At 70.3% G+C, this 18541-nt stretch carries 18 protein-coding genes; 12 read left to right on the top strand and 6 right to left on the bottom strand.

Features of this window, described 5'->3' with window-relative positions:
* From OG520_RS12690 to OG520_RS12660, 7 genes are all read left to right on the top strand, one after another.
* Window positions 1–546: a F0F1 ATP synthase subunit B gene (locus OG520_RS12690; RefSeq protein ID WP_406013245.1), complete on the top strand. Its 546-nt coding sequence runs from the start codon at window positions 1–3 to the stop codon at window positions 544–546.
* Complete coding sequence (locus OG520_RS12685; protein WP_406013244.1) at window positions 543–1358, top strand: F0F1 ATP synthase subunit delta; 816 nt, start codon at window positions 543–545, stop codon at window positions 1356–1358. Before OG520_RS12690 ends, OG520_RS12685 begins: the two co-directional genes overlap by 4 nt.
* A 138-nt stretch (window positions 1359–1496) precedes the next feature.
* Complete coding sequence (atpA, locus tag OG520_RS12680) at window positions 1497–3068, top strand: F0F1 ATP synthase subunit alpha (RefSeq protein ID WP_406013243.1); 1572 nt, start codon at window positions 1497–1499, stop codon at window positions 3066–3068.
* Between the two features lie 3 nt (window positions 3069–3071).
* The gene (locus OG520_RS12675) at window positions 3072–3986 is read left to right on the top strand and encodes a F0F1 ATP synthase subunit gamma (protein WP_406013242.1); all 915 of its coding nucleotides are present in this window, start codon (window positions 3072–3074) and stop codon (window positions 3984–3986) included.
* Window positions 3986–5428: a F0F1 ATP synthase subunit beta gene (gene atpD / locus OG520_RS12670; RefSeq protein ID WP_406013241.1), complete on the top strand. Its 1443-nt coding sequence runs from the start codon at window positions 3986–3988 to the stop codon at window positions 5426–5428. The genes OG520_RS12675 and atpD overlap by 1 nt, the downstream gene beginning before the upstream one ends.
* 110 nt (window positions 5429–5538) lie before the next feature.
* Window positions 5539–5913 (top strand): F0F1 ATP synthase subunit epsilon, encoded by a 375-nt coding sequence (locus OG520_RS12665; RefSeq protein ID WP_124716359.1) that lies wholly within the window; start codon window positions 5539–5541, stop codon window positions 5911–5913.
* Between the two features lie 141 nt (window positions 5914–6054).
* Window positions 6055–6501, top strand: a complete 447-nt coding sequence (locus OG520_RS12660) for a DUF2550 domain-containing protein (RefSeq protein ID WP_266431277.1) — start codon at window positions 6055–6057, stop codon at window positions 6499–6501.
* Window positions 6502–6628: 127 nt separating this feature from the next.
* Here the strand turns inward: OG520_RS12660 and OG520_RS12655 are convergent, their stop codons facing one another.
* The 3 genes from OG520_RS12655 to OG520_RS12645 form a co-directional block, all read right to left on the bottom strand.
* Window positions 6629–8506, bottom strand: coding sequence for a glycosyl hydrolase family 18 protein (locus OG520_RS12655; protein ID WP_406013240.1), 1878 nt, complete (start codon window positions 8504–8506; stop codon window positions 6629–6631).
* Between the two features lie 237 nt (window positions 8507–8743).
* On the bottom strand, window positions 8744–9394 hold the full coding sequence (locus OG520_RS12650) for a response regulator (protein WP_406013239.1): 651 nt from the start codon (window positions 9392–9394) through the stop codon (window positions 8744–8746).
* Entirely contained in the window at window positions 9391–10587 is a 1197-nt protein-coding gene (locus OG520_RS12645; protein WP_406013238.1) for a sensor histidine kinase, read from the bottom strand. The genes OG520_RS12650 and OG520_RS12645 overlap by 4 nt, the downstream gene beginning before the upstream one ends.
* A gap of 151 nt (window positions 10588–10738) precedes the next feature.
* Here OG520_RS12645 and OG520_RS12640 point away from each other — a divergent pair, with 151 nt between their 5' ends.
* Complete coding sequence (locus tag OG520_RS12640) at window positions 10739–11281, top strand: hypothetical protein (RefSeq protein WP_399335322.1); 543 nt, start codon at window positions 10739–10741, stop codon at window positions 11279–11281.
* 70 nt (window positions 11282–11351) lie between these two features.
* On the opposite strand, the gene OG520_RS12635 is transcribed toward OG520_RS12640, so the two are convergent.
* Genes OG520_RS12635 through OG520_RS12625 form a run of 3 tightly spaced genes read right to left on the bottom strand, consistent with a single transcriptional unit; the run spans window position 11352 to window position 13474 of the window.
* Window positions 11352–11924, bottom strand: a complete 573-nt coding sequence (locus OG520_RS12635; RefSeq protein ID WP_399335324.1) for a cob(I)yrinic acid a,c-diamide adenosyltransferase — start codon at window positions 11922–11924, stop codon at window positions 11352–11354.
* Between the two features lie 9 nt (window positions 11925–11933).
* Window positions 11934–12683, bottom strand: coding sequence for an ABC transporter permease (locus tag OG520_RS12630; protein WP_406013237.1), 750 nt, complete (start codon window positions 12681–12683; stop codon window positions 11934–11936).
* Window positions 12683–13474 carry an ABC transporter ATP-binding protein gene (locus OG520_RS12625; RefSeq protein ID WP_406013236.1) on the bottom strand — a complete coding sequence of 264 codons (792 nt, stop codon included), beginning with the start codon at window positions 13472–13474 and terminating at the stop codon, window positions 12683–12685. Before OG520_RS12625 ends, OG520_RS12630 begins: the two co-directional genes overlap by 1 nt.
* A gap of 82 nt (window positions 13475–13556) precedes the next feature.
* Here OG520_RS12625 and OG520_RS12620 point away from each other — a divergent pair, with 82 nt between their 5' ends.
* From OG520_RS12620 to OG520_RS12605, 4 genes are all read left to right on the top strand, one after another.
* Window positions 13557–14198: a TetR/AcrR family transcriptional regulator gene (locus tag OG520_RS12620; RefSeq protein WP_406013235.1), complete on the top strand. Its 642-nt coding sequence runs from the start codon at window positions 13557–13559 to the stop codon at window positions 14196–14198.
* 165 nt (window positions 14199–14363) lie between these two features.
* Window positions 14364–15212, top strand: coding sequence for a 3-hydroxyacyl-CoA dehydrogenase family protein (locus OG520_RS12615; RefSeq protein WP_266426553.1), 849 nt, complete (start codon window positions 14364–14366; stop codon window positions 15210–15212).
* Window positions 15213–15446: 234 nt separating this feature from the next.
* Window positions 15447–15770 carry an STAS domain-containing protein gene (locus OG520_RS12610; RefSeq protein ID WP_072486732.1) on the top strand — a complete coding sequence of 108 codons (324 nt, stop codon included), beginning with the start codon at window positions 15447–15449 and terminating at the stop codon, window positions 15768–15770.
* Window positions 15771–16043: 273 nt separating this feature from the next.
* The gene (locus tag OG520_RS12605) at window positions 16044–18536 is read left to right on the top strand and encodes an ATP-binding protein (RefSeq protein ID WP_406013234.1); all 2493 of its coding nucleotides are present in this window, start codon (window positions 16044–16046) and stop codon (window positions 18534–18536) included.
* Window positions 18537–18541: the final 5 nt, after the last annotated feature.

Raw genomic sequence — 18541 nt, 5'->3', positions numbered from 1 at the left:
GTGAACCCCGTGGTTCAGCTCGCCGCCGAAGGTGCGGAGAATCCGCTCGTTCCGCCGATTCCTGAGCTCGTCATCGGTCTGATCGCCTTCGTCATCGTCTTCGGCTTCCTCGCCAAGAAGCTCCTCCCGAACATCAACAAGGTTCTGGAAGAGCGCCGCGAGGCCATCGAAGGCGGTATCGAGAAGGCCGATGCGGCCCAGACCGAGGCCCAGAGCGTGCTTGAGCAGTACAAGGCTCAGCTCGCCGAAGCCCGCCACGAAGCCGCGCGCCTGCGCCAGGAGGCGCAGGAGCAGGGCGTTGTGATCCTGCAGGAGATGCGGGCGGAAGGCCAGCGGCAGCGAGAGGAGATCATCGCTGCCGGCCACGCCCAGATCGAGGCCGACCGCAAGGCCGCGGCCTCCGCGCTGCGTCAGGACGTGGGCAAGCTCGCCACCGACCTGGCCGGCAAGCTCGTCGGCGAGTCCCTCGAGGACCACGCCCGGCAGAGCGGCACCGTCGACCGTTTCCTCGACGAGCTCGAGGCGAAGGCCGAGGCTGTCCGATGAACGGCGCGAGCCGCGAGGCACTGGCTACCGCACGTGAGTCCCTCGACGCGCTGACCGACAACACGTCGGTCGACGCGGCGAAGCTCGCCGAGGAGCTGGCCGCCGTAACGGCGCTGCTCCAGCGCGAGGTCTCACTGCGGCGGGTCCTGACCGACCCGTCGCAGCCCGGCGAGGCCAGGGCGGAGCTGGCCGGACGACTGCTGCGCGGTCAGGTGGGCGGCGAGACCGTCGACCTGATCTCCGGCATGGTCCGCTCCCGCTGGTCGCAGTCGCGTGACCTGGTCGACTCGGTCGAGGAACTGGCGAACATCGCAGACCTCACCGCCGCCCAGCGCAGCGGAGACCTCGACGACGTCGAGGACGAGCTGTTCCGGTTCGGCCGGATCGTCGCCTCCGACAAGGAGCTGCGCGCCGCGCTCACCAACCGGTCCGCGTCCGCGTCCGCCAAGGGGCAGCTGCTGCACAGCCTGCTCGGCGGCAAGGCACGGCCCGCCACCGAGCGCGTCGTCACGCGGCTTGTCACCCAGCCGCGTGGACGTAGCCTGGAAGAGGGAATCGAGTCCCTTTCCAAGCTGGCCGCGGAGCGCCGGGAGCGGATGGTCGCCGTGGTCACCTCGGCGGTCCCGCTGAGCGATCGGCAGAAGCAGCGCCTCGGCGACGCACTGGCGAAGATCTACGGCCGCCCGATGCACCTGAATCTCGATGTGGACCCCACGGTCCTCGGCGGGATCGCGGTGCAGGTCGGCGACGAGGTCATCAACGGCACCATCTCGGAGCGCCTCGAAGAGGCGACCCGTCGCATGGCCGGCTGACCGGCGCCGAGCAGCAACAGAACAGAGCAAGACCAGCGGCCCGGTTGGGCCGTGCAGAAATTGCAGAAGATTCCTGGGGGTCGGCCCCCAGACCCCCTTAAGAAACTTCGGGCCCAACAAGGAGAGCAGGGAACCCAGATGGCGGAGCTCACGATCCGGCCGGAGGAGATCCGGGACGCGCTGGAGAACTTTGTCCAGTCGTACAAGCCGGACGCGGCCTCGCGCGAGGAGGTCGGTACGGTCAGCGTTGCCGGCGACGGCATCGCGAAGGTCGAGGGTCTTCCCTCGGCCATGGCGAACGAGCTGCTGAAGTTCGAGGACGGCACCCTCGGTCTCGCCCTCAACCTCGAGGAGCGCGAGATCGGTGCGATCGTCCTCGGCGAGTTCAGCGGCATCGAAGAGGGCCAGCCGGTGCAGCGCACCGGTGAGGTGCTCTCCGTCGGCGTCGGCGAGGGTTACCTCGGCCGCGTCGTCGACCCGCTCGGCAACCCGATCGACGGTCTCGGCGAGATCGCGACCGACAGCCGCCGCGCCCTCGAGCTGCAGGCCCCTGGCGTCATGGTCCGTAAGTCGGTGCACGAGCCGATGCAGACCGGCTACAAGGCCGTCGACGCCATGGTGCCGATCGGCCGCGGCCAGCGTCAGCTGATCATTGGTGACCGTCAGACGGGTAAGACCGCTCTGGCCGTCGACACGATCATCAACCAGCGCGACAACTGGCGCTCGGGCGACGTGAACAAGCAGGTGCGCTGCATCTACGTCGCCATCGGTCAGAAGGGCTCCACCATCGCCTCCGTGCGCGGTGCCCTCGAAGAGGCCGGCGCGCTCGAGTACACGACCATCGTCGCCGCCCCGGCGTCCGACCCGGCCGGCTTCAAGTACCTGGCGCCGTACACCGGTTCGGCCATCGGCCAGCACTGGATGTACCAGGGCAAGCACGTCCTGATCATCTTCGACGACCTCTCGAAGCAGGCCGACGCCTACCGCGCCGTGTCGCTTCTGCTGCGCCGTCCGCCGGGCCGCGAGGCCTACCCGGGCGACGTGTTCTACCTCCACTCGCGTCTGCTGGAGCGCTGCGCGAAGCTCTCCGACGAGATGGGCGCCGGTTCGATGACGGGCCTCCCGATCGTCGAGACCAAGGCGAACGACGTGTCGGCGTTCATCCCGACCAACGTCATCTCCATCACCGACGGCCAGTGCTTCCTGGAGTCCGACCTGTTCAACGCCGGCCAGCGTCCGGCCCTGAACGTCGGTATCTCGGTCTCCCGTGTCGGTGGCTCCGCCCAGCACAAGGCGATGCGCCAGGTCTCCGGCCGACTCCGTGTCGACCTCGCCCAGTACCGCGAGCTGGAGGCGTTCGCCGCCTTCGGTTCCGACCTGGACGCGGCCTCGAAGGCGTCGCTGGAGCGCGGTAAGCGCATGGTCGAGCTGCTGAAGCAGCCGCAGTACTCCCCGTACCCGGTCGAGGAGCAGGTCGTCTCCATCTGGGCCGGTACCACCGGCAAGATGGACGACGTCCCGGTCGAGGACATCCGTCGCTTCGAGAGCGAGCTGCTGGAGTACCTGCGCCGTGAGCGCAAGGACCTCCTGACCAGCATCGCCGAGGGCGCCAAGATGTCCGACGACACGCTGCAGTCGGTCGCCGACGCGGTCGCCGTCTTCAAGCAGCAGTTCGAGACCTCGGACGGCAAGCTCCTGGGCGAGGGCTGATCGATGGGCGCTCAGCTTCGCGTTTACAAGCGCCGCATTCGCTCCGTCACCGCCACGAAGAAGATCACCAAGGCGATGGAGATGATCGCCGCTTCGCGCATCGTCAAGGCGCAGCGCCAGGTGGCGGCGTCGACGCCGTACGCGACCGAGCTCACCCGTGCGGTGACCGCGGTGGCGACCGGCTCCACCACCAAGCACCCGCTGACCACCGAGGCCGAGTCTCCGGCACGGGCCGCGGTCCTGCTCATCACGAGCGACCGCGGTCTGGCCGGCGGTTACTCCTCCAACGCCATCAAGGCCGCGGAGCGACTGACCGAGCGGCTCCGCGGTGAGGGCAAGGAGGTCGTCACGTATGTGATCGGCCGCAAGGGTGTCGCCTACTACGGCTTCCGTGAGCGCAAGCTCGCGGATTCGTGGACGGGCTTCACCGACAGCCCGACGTACGCGGATGCGAAGCGGGCTGCGGCCCCGCTGATCGAGGCGGTCACCCAGGAGACCGCCGAGGGCGGCGTGGACGAGCTGCACATCGTCTTCACGGAGTTCGTGTCGATGATGACGCAGAACCCGGTCGAGGACCGGATGCTGCCGCTCAGTCTCGATGCCACGAAGGACGAGGACGGCAAGGGCGAGATCCTGCCGCTGTTCGACTTCGAGCCGTCGGCGGAGGACGTCCTCGACGCCCTGCTTCCGCGGTACGTCGAGAGCCGGATCTACAACGCGCTGCTGCAGGCCGCTGCTTCCGAGCACGCTGCCCGCCGCCGCGCGATGAAGTCGGCCACCGACAACGCCGGTGAGCTCATCAAGACGCTCTCCCGGCTTGCCAACGCGGCCCGCCAGGCCGAAATCACCCAGGAAATCAGCGAGATCGTCGGTGGTGCCAGTGCGCTGGCCGACGCGACCGCGGGGAGTGACAAGTAATGACGACCACAGTTGAGACGGCCGTTGCCACGGGCCGCGTCGCCCGGGTCATCGGCCCGGTCGTCGACGTGGAGTTCCCCGTCGACGCGATGCCGGAGATCTACAACGCGCTGACCGTCCAGGTGGCCGACCCGGCCGAGGACGGCAAGCTCAAGAAGCTGACCCTCGAGGTCGCCCAGCACCTCGGCGACGGCGTGGTCCGCGCCATCTCGATGCAGCCCACCGACGGTCTGGTCCGCCAGGCCCCGGTGACCGACACGGGCGCCGGCATCACCGTGCCGGTCGGCGAGATGACCAAGGGCAAGGTGTTCAACACCCTCGGTGAGATCCTGAACAAGCCCGAGGCCGAGGCCGAGGTCACCGAGCGCTGGCCGATCCACCGCAAGGCGCCCAACTTCGACCAGCTCGAGTCGAAGACCGAGATGTTCGAGACCGGCGTCAAGGTCATCGACCTTCTCACCCCGTACGTCAAGGGTGGAAAGATCGGTCTGTTCGGTGGTGCCGGTGTCGGCAAGACCGTTCTGATCCAGGAAATGATCTACCGCGTGGCCAACAACCACGACGGCGTGTCGGTGTTCGCCGGTGTCGGTGAGCGCACCCGTGAGGGCAACGACCTCATCGAGGAAATGGCCGACTCGGGCGTCATCGACAAGACGGCGCTCGTCTTCGGTCAGATGGACGAGCCGCCGGGCACGCGTCTTCGCGTCGCGCTGGCCGGTCTGACCATGGCGGAGTACTTCCGCGATGTGCAGAAGCAGGACGTGCTCTTCTTCATCGACAACATCTTCCGGTACACCCAGGCCGGGTCCGAGGTGTCCACCCTGCTCGGCCGTATGCCGTCCGCGGTGGGTTACCAGCCGAACCTGGCCGACGAGATGGGTCTGCTGCAGGAGCGCATCACGTCGACCCGTGGTCACTCGATCACCTCGATGCAGGCGATCTACGTTCCCGCGGACGACCTGACCGACCCGGCCCCGGCCACCACCTTCGCCCACCTCGACGCGACGACGGTTCTCTCCCGTCCGATCTCCGAGAAGGGCATCTACCCGGCCGTGGACCCGCTGGACTCCACGTCCCGCATCCTGGACCCGCGTTACATCGCGGCGGACCACTACGCGGCCGCCATGCGCGTCAAGGGGATCCTCCAGAAGTACAAGGACCTCCAGGACATCATCGCGATCCTCGGTATCGACGAGCTGGGCGAGGAGGACAAGCTCGTTGTCCACCGTGCCCGTCGCGTCGAGCGCTTCCTGTCGCAGAACACCCACGTCGCCAAGCAGTTCACCGGCGTGGACGGTTCGGACGTTCCGCTCGACGAGTCGATCGCCGCGTTCAACTCGATCTGTGACGGTGAGTACGACCACTTCCCCGAGCAGGCGTTCTTCATGTGCGGTGGCATCGAGGACCTCAAGGCCAACGCCAAGGAGCTCGGCGTCTCCTGAGCCCATGGCTCACCGAGGGGGGCGGGTGTGTCCCGTCCCCCTCACCACGCCCCGTAGAATTGACCCAACACCCGGCTCGAACGGCCGGGTGGTGACCCGAGGAGCCACCCTTGGCTGCTGAGCTGCACGTCGAGCTGGTCGCCGCGGACCGCAGTGTCTGGTCCGGCGAGGCCACCCTGGTCGTCGCGCGCACCACGTCCGGCGACATCGGCGTCATGCCCGGTCACCAGCCGCTTCTGGGTGTGCTGGAATCGGGCCCGGTGACGATCCGTACGAGCGACGGCGCGACCGTGGTCGCCGCTGTGCACGGCGGTTTCATCTCGTTCGCGGACGACAAGCTCTCGCTGCTCGCGGAGATCGCGGAGCTGGCGGACGAGATCGATGTCCAGCGCGCCGAGCGTGCGCTGGAGCGCGCGAAGTCGGACACGGACGCCGCCTCCGAGCGGCGCGCCGAAGTGCGACTGCGTGCGGTGGCGGTGCGCTAGCGCCCCGCGACAACGTAGCTTTACCCTCAGCCGCGGCCCGAGCTGGAGACCACTCCAGACCGTGTCGCGGCTGAGGCGATGCAGGTGCGGTTGTAGTTCTGGCGGTATCCGTTACTCGACGACGCGAGGAGGTCGGTGGAGATGTTCCTCGCGCTGTGGGTGGGCGGGCTGGTCGTCGCACTGGTTCTGATGGGACTCTTCGTCTTCGGTCTGCGTCGGCGGCTGATTCAGCGCTCCGGCGGGACCTTCGACTGCAGCGTGCGATGGAACGTTCCGGAGGAGCCCGATCTCTCGGGCAAGGGCTGGGTGTACGGGGTCGCCCGCTACAGCGAGGACCGGATCGACTGGTTCCGGGTCTTCTCCTACGCCCCTCGCCCGCGCCGGGTCCTGGAGCGTTCCGCGATCGAGGTGGTCGCCCGGCGGCTGCCCGAGGGCGAGGAGGAGTTGGCGCTGCTGTCCGACGCCGTGGTGCTCGGCTGTCTCCACCGGGAGACCCGCCTGGAGCTGGCCATGAGCGAGGACGCGCTGACCGGATTCCTCGCCTGGCTGGAGGCGGCGCCGCCCGGCCAGCGGGTCAACGTGGCCTGACCGACGAAGAGCTGAAGAAAGCCGGGGAGACAGGGGGCGGACCTGTCTCCCCGGCTGCTTTTCGGGGTGATGAGCGGTGCTGGTGGGGGGTTGCTTCAGGCCGTGGGGGCCGTTTCGGGCGGCGGGGTTACTTCAGGCCGCTGTTGATGGCGCCGACGAGTTCGCCGTTGGTGGTGTCGCCGCTGAACTCCCAGAAGAACGCGCCTCCCAGACCCTGGCTCTTCGCCCAGGTCATCTTGGACGCGATGGTGGCGGGGGTGTCGTAGCTCCACCAGTTGGTGCCGCAGTGGGCGTACGCGGTGCCGGCGACGGTGCCGGTGGCCGGGCAGCTGTTCTTGAGGACCTTGTAGTCCTCGATGCCGGCCTCGTAGGTGCCGGGGGCGGCGCCGGTGGCGGTGCCGCCGGGTGCGTCCTGGGTGACGCCGGTCCAGCCGCGGCCGTAGAAGCCGATGCCGAGCAGCAGCTTGGCGGCGGGGACGCCCTGGGCCTTCAGCTTGGCGATGGCGTCGGCGGAGTCGAAGCCGTCCTTCGGGATGCCGTTGTACGAGGTGAGCGGGGAGTGCGGGGCGGTCGGGCCCTTGGCGTCCCAGGCGCCGAAGAAGTCGTACGTCATCACGTTGTACCAGTCCAGGGACTGGGCGGCGCCGGCGTAGTCGGCGGCGTCGATCTTGCCGCCCGCGGAGCCGTCGGCGGTGATGGCTGCCGTCACCAGGTTGTTGCTGCCGAACTTCGAGCGCAGCGCCGAGGTGATGCCCTTCAGCGCGGCCGGGCCGCTGGTGTCGCAGGTCAGACCGCAGGCGTTGGGGTACTCCCAGTCGATGTCGATGCCGTCGAAGACATCGGCCCAACGCGGGTCCTCCACCAGCTGGTAGCAGGAGTCGGCGAACGCGGCCGGGTTCTTCGCGGCCTCACCGAAGCCACCGGACCAGGTCCAGCCGCCGAAGGACCACAGGACCTTGATGTGCGGGTACTTCGCCTTGAGCTTGCGCAGCTGGTTGAAGCTGCCGCGCAGCGGCTGGTCCCAGGTGTCGGCGACGCCGTCGACGGACTTGTCGGCCGTGTACGCCATGTCGTAGTCGGCGTAGGAGTCACCGATCGTGCACTTGCCGCCCTGGACGTTGCCGAAGGCGTAGTTGATGTGCGTGATCTTCGCGGCGGAACCCGAGGTGTCCAGGTTCTTGACGTGGTAATTCCGGCCGTAGACGCCCCAGTCGGTGAAGTAGCCGAGGTTGACCTTGCCGCCGGTGCCGGGGTCCGGGTTGCCGCCACCGCCGGTGGTGCGGACCTTGACCGCGCCGCTGACCGGACCGGTCTGGCCGGCGGTGTCACGGGCCTGCACGGTGTACGAGTAGTCGGTGCCGGCCTTGAGGCCGGAGTCGGTGTACGTCGTCCCGGTGACCGTCGAGACGACCGCGCCGTCCCGCAGCACGTCGTAGTTCTTGATGCCGTTGTCGTCGGTCGCGGCGGCCCAGCTCAGCTTGGCGGAGGTGTCGGTGACGGCGCTCGCGGTGGGGATGCCCGGTGCCGAGGGGGCGTTGTCGCCGGGGACGCTGCCGCCGTCGCAGGAGGCGCCGTTCAGCTTGCAGCCGGCGGGGGCGCCGGGGCCGGTGCCGTTGAAGCCGAAGCTGACGGAGGCGCCGGGGGCGACCGAACCGTTCCAGCCGAGGTTCTTGGCGGTCCAGTGGGTTCCGGAGCTGGTGACGGTGGCGTCCCAGGCGGAGCCGACCGCGGTGCCGGAGGGGAAGTCCCACTCGATGGTCCAGGAGGACAGGGCGGTGGTGCCGGTGTTCTTCACCGTCCACTGGCCCTCGAAGCCGCTGCCCCAGTCGGACTTCTTGACGAAGGACGCGGTCGCCGAGGTGGCGGCCTCGGCGGGGGAGGCCAGGCCGACCATCGCGGCGAGGGGAAGCAGGAGCGCGGTGAGGCCGGCGACCGCTCTGGATCTGGTGGCTCTTCCGGTCCCGAGTCTGAATCGGGTCCGGCGTAGGGGGGTTTCAGTGCTCAACGGTGCTCCTCGGGTGAGGTCCGGACAAACGGGGGTGGTCCGTGGACTGCAAACCCTGCGCCGCCCTGAGCCCGCCATTGTCATGGCGTGCTCACCGCAGTGTGCTCGGTGAGATTAGGAAGGTCTGGACCAACCGTCAAGAGGTCTGGACCAAAGTTCGTGGCTGGGGTCTGTCGTTTGGATCAGGTCGGACCCCGCTCCCCGAGCCGCCCTGATCCAAACGATGGACCCTCGACCTCAGGCGCCCAACTCCTGTGCCAGGACGGCCGCCTGGACCCGGCTGCGCAGTCCCAGCTTGCCCAGCAGCCTGCTCACATGCGTCTTCACCGTCGCCTCCGCCATGGAGAGCCGGACCGCGATCTCGGCGTTCGACAACCCCTCGCCGAGACAGCCCAGAACCTCCCGCTCCCGCCGGGTGAGAACGTCGAGCACCGAGGGGTCGGGCGCCTTCACCGGCCGTACGGGAGTGGTCCCGGCGAACTCGGCGATCAGACGGCGCGTCACCGCCGGGGCGATCAGTCCCTCGCCGCGTGCCACCGTGCGTACGGCTTCGAGCAGATCGCGCGCTTCGGTGTTCTTCAGCAGGAAGCCCGCGGCCCCCGCCCGCAGCGCCCCGAAGACGTACTCGTCCAGATCGAACGTCGTCAGCACCAGTACGTCCGCGAGCTGTTCGGCCACCACCTGTCCGGTCGCCGACACCCCGTCCAGCCGAGGCATCTGCACATCCATCAGCACCAGATCCGGCCGGAGTTCGCGGGCGAGGCGCACCGCCTCCTCGCCGTCCCCGGCCTCGCCCACGACCTCGATGTCGGGCGCGCTGCGCAGAATGAGCACCAGCCCCGCCCGGACGGCCGACTGGTCCTCGGCGACCACGACCCGGATCTTCATGTCCTCGATACCCCTTCCTCCACGGGCAGTTCGGCCCGTACCCGCCAGATCCTCGTACCACCGTCGGCGATCGACGGACCGGCCTCGATCGCGCCGCCCAGCAGCGCCACCCGCTCCCGCATCCCCACCAGACCGGCCCCCGAACCCGGTGCGCGCGGCCCGGGGCGGTCCCCGAGCACGCTGCTGACCTCCACCGTGAGCAGCTGCCCGGACCGCCCGAGCCGCACCGCGACCGGGCCGGGCGCGGCATGCTTGAGCGCGTTGGTCAGGGACTCCTGGACGATCCGGTACGCGGCCAGCTCGACCGGCGCGGCAAGCGGCCCCCGTTCGTCCCGGGTGTCCTCGAAGGCGCAGCTCAGGCCGCTCGACGCGGCGCTCGTACGGGTCTGCTCGACCAGGGCGTCCAGCGAGGCGAGGGTGGGGGACGCGGCCGGTTCCCGGGAGCCGCCGCCGGTGCGCAGCAGCCCGATCAGCCGGCGCATCTCGGCGAGACCGTCGACGCTGTTCTCCCGGATCACTCCGAGCGCGTCGCGCGAGGTGTCCGGGTCGTCGATGGAGAGCGCGGCGGTGGAGTGGATGGCGATCGCCGAGAGGTGGTTGGCCACCATGTCGTGCAGTTCGCGGGCCATCCGGGTGCGTTCCGCGGTCACCGCCTGGGTCCGGTCCATCTCGGCGAGCAGCGCGGTCTGGTCGGCGCGCAGCCGGGCGGCCTCGGCGGCGTCCCGGTGGTTGCGGACGCTGACCCCCGTGATGGCGGGCAGGAACGAGACCATGCCGGTGACCACGCCGATGAGCAGTGCCTCGGGGTTGCGGAACCAGGCCAGGAACCCGATGGTGATGCCGACCGTGATCAGGAACGTGGTCACCGGGATGCGGCGGGCGGCGGACGGTGTCCCGTACAGCACGGCCGCGTACATGAGATCCGTGAACATCAGGACCGTCGCGAGGTTCCCGACCGTGAACTGGTCCGCGACCAGCGCGATCGTGCCGATGACCAGGGCCGGCTGCGGGGCGGTCCTGCGTACCAGTTCGAGCCCCGAGACGACGGCGAGCGGCAGCAGGGAGACCCACGGGGCGACGAAGGCCCGGTTGCCCTGGAGGTTCAGGCCGAGCGCCCACAGGGCGAGACCGCCGAGGAGTCCGATGGCGGCCATGAGCACGTCGTGGCGGTGCGGCCGGGTGAGGGAGAACACCCTCCCATCCAACACGGCGGCCCCCGCCCGGACCTCCCTACCGGGGGTGAGGAGCGAGTACATCGAAGGATGCAGTCACGGTTCGTCACTGCCGACGACGATTCCGGGCGACGCGGCCGGAAGGCTGGAGGGAACAGGAAGGAGAAGTGCCGTGATCGTCACGCTGATCGTGCTCTGCGAAGTCGCCTTCTGGGTGCTGCTGGCCGCGGGGCTCGCGCTGCGGTACCTGGCGAAGAAGCCCACGCTGGGCGCGGCCGTGCTGCTGTGCGAGCCGCTGCTGGAGGTCGTGCTGCTGGTGGTGACCGCCATCGACCTGAAGAACGGGGCGCAGCCCGACTGGAAGCACGGGCTCGCCGCGGTCTACATCGGCTTCACGGTGGGGCTCGGCCACTCCACGATCCGCTGGGTCGACGCCCGGGTCGCCCACCGCTTCGCGGGCGGGCCGCCGCCGGTGCGGCCGCCGAAGTACGGCATGGCGCGCGCGGCGCACGAGTGGAAGGTCGCGGCGCGCTGGACGGTCGCGGCGGTGACCGCGCTGGCGCTGCTCCAGGCGGCCGCCTGGTACGTGGGCGGGGACGGCGACGTGTCGTCGCTGCGGGCCTGGCAGCAGAAGATGCTGTTGGTCATCGGGATCAACGTGGTCATCGCGGGGAGCTACACGTTGTTCCCGAAACGCGAGCCGGCCGGGCGCTGAGCGGCCGGCCGGGCGCTGAGCGGCCGGCCGGGCGCGGCCTCGCACCCGGCCGGCCGCCGGGGCCACGTGGTCAGCGCTCGCCGCCCGGCACCCACAGCACGTCGCCGACCTCCTTGTTCGCCGTCCTCGCGAGGATGAACAGCAGGTCGGAGAGCCGGTTGAGATACGTCGCGGTCAGCGCGTTCATCACGTCGCCGTGCACCTCCAGCGCCGCCCAGGTGGACCGCTCCGCGCGCCGGACCACCGTGCACGCCTGGTGCAGCAGCGCCGCCCCGGGCGTACCGCCCGGCAGGATGAAGCTGCGCAGCTTCTCCAGCTGCTCCAGGAAGTGGTCGCAGTCCGCCTCCAGCTTGTCGACGTAACCCTGCTCCACCCGCAGCGGCGGGTACTTCGGGTCCTCGACGACCGGGGTCGACAGGTCCGCGCCCACGTCGAACAGGTCGTTCTGCACACGGACGAGGACCTTCACGACGTCCTCGGAGAGCTGCCCGAGCGCGATGGCGGTACCGATGACGGCATTGGCCTCATTGGTGTCGGCGTACGCGGAGATCCGCAGATCGGTCTTGGCGGTACGGCTCATGTCGCCGAGGGCGGTGGTGCCCTGGTCGCCGGTGCGCGTGTAGATACGTGTCAGATTGACCATGCCGCCAGGCTAGTGCCCCTCCCGGCGGAAGACCCGGGCGCCCACCGCCACGGCCGCGGCCGCGAAGGCGGCCGCCACCACTGCCCCGTACAGCATGTGCGAGGTGGCGTACGAGCCCACGTACGCGTCCCGTACCGCGTCCACGAGATAGCGCAAGGGGGTGAAGTGCGACGTGATGTCCAGCCACGCCGGCCCCAGTGTCATCGGCAGCATCAGGCCGGAGAGCAGCATCACCGGCATGGTCACCGCGTTGATGACGGGTCCGAACTCCTGCGGCGTCGCGACCTTCATGGCCAGTGCGTACGACAGCGAGGCCAGCGCGACCGTGAGCAGACCGACGAACGCGAAGCCGATCAGCACCCCGGGCAGGGGCGCGCGCAGGCCCATGACCAGGGCGGCCAGCACCAGCAGCATCGCCTGGACCATGAAGAGCAGGGCGTCCCGCAGGACCCGGCCCAGCAGCAGCGCCAGTCTGCTGACCGGTGTCACCCGCATCCGCTCCACCACCCCGGTGGACTTCTCGACGATGATCGAGAATCCGGCGAACGAGGCTCCGAACAGGGCGAGTTGAAGCAGCAGGCCGGGGATCAGGACCTGCCAGGAGTCCCCGGACGAGCCGAGCGGCAGATCGTCGAGGAGCGGGCCGAAGAAGAGCAGATACAGCAGCGGCATCAGTACGCCGAAGAGCATCTGGAAGCGGGAGCGCAGGGTCTGGCGGGCGTACCGCCCGAAGACGAGCGCGATGTCGTGAAGCAGCATCAGAGCCCCTGTACGGAGAGGGGTGCGGCATCGACGGGCGCGGTGGCGCGGCCGGTGATCGCGAGGAAGGTGTCCTGGAGGGAGGCGGCGGGGGATCCCGCGTACTCGGCCCGCAGCGCGGCCGGGGTGCCCTCGGCCACGACCACGCCCCGGTCGATCACGATCAGCCGGTCGGCGAGCACGTCCGCCTCGTCAAGGTAGTGGGTGGTGAGGACGACCGTCGTGCCGTGGTCGTCGCGCAGCCCGCGCACCAGGTCCCAGAGGTCGGTGCGGCTGCCCGGGTCGAGGCCGGTGGTGGGTTCGTCGAGGAAGAGGACGGGCGGCCGGTGGACGATGCCCATCGCGATGTCCAGGCGCCGGCGCTGACCGCCCGAGAGGGTGACCGCCTTCCGGTCGAGCAGATCGCCGAGGCCGAGCCCGCGGGCCAGTTCGGCGGCCCGCGCGGTCGCCTCCGCCCTGCTCAGCCGGTACAGCCGTCCCTGGGTGACCAGTTCCTCCCGCACGGTCAGGTGCGGGTCGACGCCGCCGGACTGGGCGACGTATCCGCACTTCGCGCGCACTCCGGCCGGATCGTCGGCGAGATCGTGCCCGGCGACGGTGGCGGCGCCGCCGGTGGGGGTGAGCAGTGTGGTCAGCATCCGCAGAGTGGTGGTCTTGCCCGCCCCGTTGGGGCCGAGGAGGCCGACGATCTCGCCCTCGGCGACCGTCAGGTCGACGGACCGCACGGCGTGCACCGGTCCGTTCCTGCTGTCGAAGGTCCGGGCGAGCCCGGCCGTACTGATGATTGGCATAGCGACCACAAAAACAGAGTCCCTGAAAAAATGCAATGACTCTAATTTTTCACCGGCTCCCGCGCGGGCCTACCATGGACGGATGGCCGAGGGACTCAGGGAACGCAAGAAGCGCCAAGCCAGGCAACACATCTCGGACCTCGCGACCGGGCTGTTCCTGGAGCGCGGTTTCGTCACGGTGACCGTCGCCGAGATCGCCGAGCTGGCGGACGTCTCCGTGAACACCGTCTACAACTACTTCCCGGCCAAGGAGGACCTCTTCCTCGACCGGATGAACGGCGTCACCCGGCGGGTGGCCCGCTTCGTCCGTGCCCGCGACAAGGGCGAGTCGGCGGCCGAGGCGGTTCTGCGGGAGCTGCGGTCCCTGGTCGTCGCGGTGTCGCCGGAGCTCGGGCTGATGGACGGCTTCGCCGACTTCATGCGGGTCATCGAGGAGGCGCCCACGCTCCAGGCCCGTCTCGGCCGCCTCCAGCGGGAGGTCCTGGACGCCGTCGTCACGACCCTGCGCGAGGAGACGGGCGCGCCGTCGGACGATCCGCTGCCGGACCTGGTCGGCGGTCAACTCGCCTGGATCGAGGGGGCCCTCGTCGGTCGCATCAGCCAGGAGATGCTGGCCGGGCGCAAGGCGGTCGAGGTCTCGCGCGACGCACTCGTCCTGCTCGACGAGATCGAGGACCTCCTCGGCGAAAAGGTCCTCAACTACGCCCGACGCGCCGCTGAATGACGTGTGCCGGTGTGATGTCCGTCATGTGAGACGTGACGCGCATCTCTTCACGGCCCCAGCGCCCCTCACGGGTACTAATCTCCGCCGGAGAGCATGTGAACAACCGTTAAGACCGGCCGTGCAGGGACCAGCTGCAGAGGCGAACAGAAACCAAGGGGTGCACACGTGGCCAGGAAGCTCGCCGTCATCGGAGCCGGACTCATGGGGTCCGGCATCGCGCAGGTCTCCGCCCAGGCGGGCTGGGACGTGGTGCTGCGCGACGTCACCGACGAAGCCCTGACCCGTGGACGCGACGGCATCAAGGCCTCGTACGACAAATTCGTCTCCAAGGGCAAGCTGGACGCGGCCGACGCCGAGGCCGCGCTCGCCCGCATCACGACCACCACCGACCTCGACGCGGTCGCCGACGCGGATGTCGTCGTCGAGGCCGTCTTCGAGAAGCTGGAGGTCAAGCACGAGATCTTCCGGGCCCTCGACAAGATCGTCCGGGACGACGCCGTCCTCGCCTCCAACACCTCCGCCATCCCGATCACCAAGATCGCGGCCGTGACGGAGCGCCCCGAGCGCGTCGTCGGGGTGCACTTCTTCTCGCCGGTCCCGATGATGCAGCTCTGCGAACTCGTACGCGGCTACAAGACCAGCGACGAAACCCTCGCCACCGCACGGGAGTTCGCCGAGTCCGTGGGCAAGACCTGCATCGTCGTCAACCGTGACGTGGCCGGCTTCGTCACCACCCGGCTGATCTCGGCGCTCGTCGTCGAGGCCGCCAAGCTGTACGAGTCGGGCGTCGCCTCGGCCGAGGACATCGACATCGCCTGCAAGCTGGGCTTCGGCCACGCCATGGGCCCGCTCGCCACGGCGGACCTGACCGGCGTCGACATCCTGCTGCACGCCACGAGCAACATCTACACCGAGTCGCAGGACGAGAAGTTCGCCGCGCCGGAGCTGATGCGCCGGATGGTGGACGCAGGTGACATCGGCCGCAAGAGCGGGCAGGGCTTCTACACGTACTGATCGTTTTCGGTCCTCCGGTTGCCTGATCCGCCGTCGATCAGGCCCGGAGGTTCGGGGGAGTCTCCCGGAAGCAGTGGATCCGAGTGGCCCTCGTCGCACCTCGGTCACTCCACGGGGTGAATTCGGTATCGGTTCGCTTACAGACGGAAACTTCCCTGTCTCCGCCGGAGTCAGTTGTGGCAGAGACAGAACAGACAGACGAACCTTGCTACGGAGCATTCCAGGGGAGCGCATATGCACATCAGGGGCGACCACGCCGAGCTGGTCGTCGGGGGCCGCCTCGACGTCCGAAGCGCGGCGGACGCCCGTACGGCCCTGCACTCGGCCCTCGACGACGGCGTCGGCGACCTGGTGCTCGACCTGACCGAGCTGGATTCCTGGGACGCCACCGGACTCGGCGTCATCATGGGCGCACACCGCCGGGCCGGCCGGGCCGGGCGGCGGCTGGTGCTCCGTGGCGTGCCGCCACAGATGCAGCGCCTGCTGGTGGCGACCCGGCTGCACCGCATCCTGGCCATCGAGGGCGGAATCGCCGCAGACTCGCTGCCGCGCGTGTAGGGGCGTCCGACCGGTGAGCGACCGACCGGCGGGAGCCTCCGATCCGGCGAACGGCCACCGGCCGTGCGTCGCGGCCGAAAGCGCACAATCCGCACGAGAACGTGCGCTTCGGGCGGCGTGACCCCCCGACTGTGCGGGGACCCCGTGCGACGGTCTAGGGTTCGGCCGTCCGCCGATTGACGAACCCACCGGGCGGACACCGGACCAGAAGCGACAGCGGGGCGTGCGAGGCCGGAGGGGCAATCGTGCGCGACGCGTCTGGGGGCTTTGGCGATGGACCCGACACACCGGGGACCGGAACAGTACGGCCGGGACAACGACGGCTTCGGTGAGGGGACCGGCCGCAGACGGCCGGCCCGCGACCAGCTGACCCCGGATCCCGGTCAGCCGACGCCGCCGCAGGCACGCGTCGTCCGGCTCATATCGGGCGACTACCTCCTCACCGTCAACCCGGTCGACGGCAGCGAGGTCGAGCTGTGCCCGCCGGGGGAGCAGCCCGGCCCTCCGGCCCGGCGCACCGCGGCCGGGCGCGCCGCCCGCGAACGCGCCACCGCGCCGCCCGTACCGCCGGGCCCGCCCGCCCCCCAACTGCCCCTCCTGGAGCGCGCGCAGGAGCGCGAACGGCTGGTGCGCCTGCTGGCCCAGGGCCGCTCGGTGCGTCTCACCGGACCGGCCGGATCCGGCCGTACGGCACTGCTGGACGCCGTCGCGGCCGACTGCGCGGCCCTCGCACCGGACGGAGTCGTACGGCTCAGCGGCTACAAGCGCACCGCCGCCGACCTGCTGCACGGGCTCTTCGAGGCCGTCCACGACTCGCCGCAGCACCGCCCCGACCGCGCCGGGCTGCTCGACAAGGTCCGGAGCATCGGGGCCGTCGTGCTGATCGACGACCTGGAGTTCGGCGGGGCCGCGCTGGAGGAGCTGCTCGACGCGACGCCGGAGTGCGCCTTCCTGTTCGCGACGGTTCCCGATGTCGCCGCGCCCACCACGGACTCGCACCTCGAAGAGGTCTTCCTCGCGGGCCTCGGCCGCGGTGCCGCGGTCGACCTGCTGGAGCGGGCCGTCGAGCGCCCGCTCACCGACGAGGAGGCGAACTGGGCGGGGGACCTCTGGTTCGAGTCCGAGGGGCTGCCGCTGCGCTTCGTCCAGGCGGGCGCCCTGCTGCGCCAGCGCGACCTGCTGCGTGCCGACCCCGAGGCGTACGGCGTGTTCGGCGGCGGCGCCGGCCGGCCCGCGGACGTCCCCTTCGGGCACGACCAGGACGTCGACGGTGTCCACATACCGCTGCCCAGCCTCGGGGAGGGCGCTGCCCCGGCCGCACTGCTCGCCTCGCGGCTGAGCGGGTCCGCCCGCGACACCCTGCGCTTCGCCGTGGCCCTCGGCGGCGAGGTGCCGCACCAGGCGCATCTGCCGGCGCTCATCGGGGACACCCACGCGGACGCCGCGCTCGGCGAGCTGGCCGGCTGCGGGCTGCTCTCCCCGGCCGGCCCCCGCTACCGGCTGGCCGCCGGTGTCGTGACCCAGCTGGAGGCCGCCGGATACGGCGAGGACGCCACCGACCGGGCGCGGACCGCGGCCCAGCACTACGCCTGGTGGGCCGGTCACCCCTCGGTCACTCCCGAGCGGGTGACGGCCGAGGGCGACGCGGTCGTCGCGGCGATGGCGCAGCTGGTGCCCGGCGACGGGGCGGGGCAGACCAGCGTGGCCGTGCTGCTGGCCCGCAGCGCCTCGCCGGCCTTCGCGGCGGGCCTGCACTGGGGAGCTTGGGAGCGGGCGCTGCGGATCGGTCAGGAGGCTGCCAGGATCGCCGGAGAGGTCGCCGAAGAGGCGTACTTCCACCACGAGTTGGGGGTCCTCGCGCTCCTCGCCGGCAATCCGGACCGGGCCAGGGCCGAGCTGGAGACCTCGATCAGCATGCGCGGGGCGCTCGCCGACAAGTCCGGCGCGGTGGCCGGACGGCGCGCGCTCGCCCTGGTCGCGGACCGTTCCGGCGGCCCGCTGCCCGTCGTCCTCACCCCGCCGGGAGAGGAACTGCCGGTCCCGCGGGCCGAGGAGCCGCCGGCGCAGTCCACCCGTGCGACGCCCTCCGTGACGCAGACGCTGTCGGGGCCGTACGAGGGCGCCCCCACGGTGATATCGCGGCAGAGCACCGCCAAGGCCGCCGGGGGCGCCCGGGGAGGCCGCTTCGCGGTGCTCGCCGGGGCCCGGCGCAATCTGGTCGCGACGGCCGCGGGCGTACTCCTGACCGGTGTGCTCGGCACGGTGGTGGCGCTGGGGCTGACCTCCGGCGACGACGACGTCCAGGGGAACCAGGACGTCACGACCGAGCAGTCGCAGAGCCAGGACGACGGCGAGGACGAAGTCCCGGCCGACAGCCCGGCGGACGGCTCGACGCCCGGCGTCCCGGCATCCAGCGGCAGCGCGGCGACGCCCGGCCCGTCGGGCAGCGAGATCACGCCGAGCGGCACCGGTACGCCGTCCACGGACCCCTCGGGACCGAGCGACAGCCCGTCGTCGGACACCCCGTCCAGCAGCAAGCCGCCGTCGCACAAGCCGACGAAGTCGCCTCGCCCGACGAAGTCGCCCACGCCGACGAAGTCGCCCAGCCCGACCGGGAGTCCGACGGACACCGACTCCCCGACGCCGACGGACACCGCCACCGAGCCCGAACCGTCCTCGCCCGACACCTCCGACTCGGCGAGCGGGCCCTCCTCGTCGTCGTCCTCGGCCACGGCGAGCGCGGACAGCAGTCCGATGGTGACCTGAGCGGC

This window comes from Streptomyces sp. NBC_00984 (assembly GCF_045162475.1).
Taxonomy (GTDB): Bacteria; Actinomycetota; Actinomycetes; order Streptomycetales; family Streptomycetaceae; genus Streptomyces.
This window is presented reverse-complemented; position numbering and strand designations above follow the sequence as displayed.